We start from the raw sequence: 1,282 nt of genomic DNA, 5'->3' as shown, positions 1-1,282 counted from the left end.
AAATAAGTGGTCCTGCAATACCCCTAGTATCAACGAGTCCGCGCCAGGGGTCACGCCAATAAATCTGCTCATCTGCAAGACTAGAGATCTCGCAGGTATCCAGCACCCAGCTGTGCAATCTGGCCCCGAATCCAGGCCACTCGCTCCAACACATACGACGATGGCGAATTGACCCGCAGGACTTTCGGATTCGGGAGTACGGCCGCGAGCAGCGCGGCCTGGTACTCGGTAAGGTGACGGGCAGGCTTGCCGAAGTAGGCCTGGCTGGCGGCTTCAACGCCATAAATTCCGGGGCCAAACTCGGCAATATTCAGATAAACTTCCAGTACCCGCTGTTTTGACCAGAGGCCGTCTATTACAAGCGCCAACCCCGCCTCGATGGCCTTGCGAATGAAACTGCGCCCGTTCCAGAGAAAGAGGTTCTTGGCCGTTTGCTGGGTGATCGTACTGGCTCCTCGAAGACCGTCGCCGGCCCGGTACTCCGAGAGCGCCTGGCGAACCGCCGCAAAATCCACGCCCACATGATGCGGGAACCGCTGGTCCTCGCTGGCAACCACCGCAAGCGGCATCCAGGGAGAGATCTCGCGCATGGGCACCCATTCGTGGGCGAGGGATTTGTTCGCGCCCTGAAGCTGATAACCCAGCATGAAGGCCGAGGTGGGCGGATTTACGAACCGAAACATCAGAACCACCAACAGCACCAGCACGATAGCCCCGGCGCATAGCAGCAAAAACCATCGCAAAAGCTTGCGACCACCTGATGCTCTGGCCATCAGTTCAAATCCTCATCTTTGTGCGAGCGAGTTCCCGGCCATAATTGACCAACGGGCCGCACAGCGCGCAAACTGCTGATAGCGATTCTGTGAGAGCGTATGCCACTACCATGCCTGCAAAAGTAAAAACCCGGATTCTCTTTCATTCCAGACGCCTGAATATATACCTGGTCCGATATCCAGAAGGCCACAAGGTAGGGCCGCACGTGGACATGGTTTCCGAGGGCCGGCTCTACAAACTCAATTGGGTTCTGGCGAAACCCAAAGCCGGTGGCGAATTCATCTGCGACAAGAATATTTTCAACCTTTTTGGAAGATTGTATCTGTTTCGCCCGGATCTCTATGAGCATCGGGTATCAAAGATCGAGCGCGGAAATCGATGGCTGTTGAGTTTTGCGTTGACTTCCGGACTCCATAACTCAAGCAGGACAGTATCATGATGTATTTTGCCCATGAAATGAGCCGTGCCGCGCTGATGCCCTTGCGCATGATGACAGACGCACAGAGCA

The 1,282-nt window shown here is 55.5% G+C and carries 2 protein-coding genes; one reads left to right on the top strand and one right to left on the bottom strand.

Annotation, left to right across the window (positions count from 1 at the left end):
* Window positions 1-80: 80 nt before the first annotated feature.
* Window positions 81-773 (bottom strand): monofunctional biosynthetic peptidoglycan transglycosylase, encoded by a 693-nt coding sequence (gene mtgA / locus B2W52_RS21035; protein ID WP_286804016.1) that lies wholly within the window; start codon window positions 771-773, stop codon window positions 81-83.
* A 110-nt stretch (window positions 774-883) separates the two neighbouring features.
* On the opposite strand from mtgA, the gene B2W52_RS21030 reads away from it, so the two are divergent.
* On the top strand, window positions 884-1,213 hold the full coding sequence (locus B2W52_RS21030) for a 2OG-Fe(II) oxygenase (protein ID WP_082813960.1): 330 nt from the start codon (window positions 884-886) through the stop codon (window positions 1,211-1,213).
* Window positions 1,214-1,282: the final 69 nt, after the last annotated feature.

Source organism: Marinobacter sp. UBA2498 (assembly GCF_002341575.1).
In the GTDB taxonomy this organism is placed as follows: Bacteria; Pseudomonadota; Gammaproteobacteria; order Pseudomonadales; family Oleiphilaceae; genus Marinobacter; species Marinobacter manganoxydans.
The sequence above is the reverse complement of the archived record's forward strand: the minus strand, read 5'-3'. Positions and strand labels throughout refer to the sequence as shown.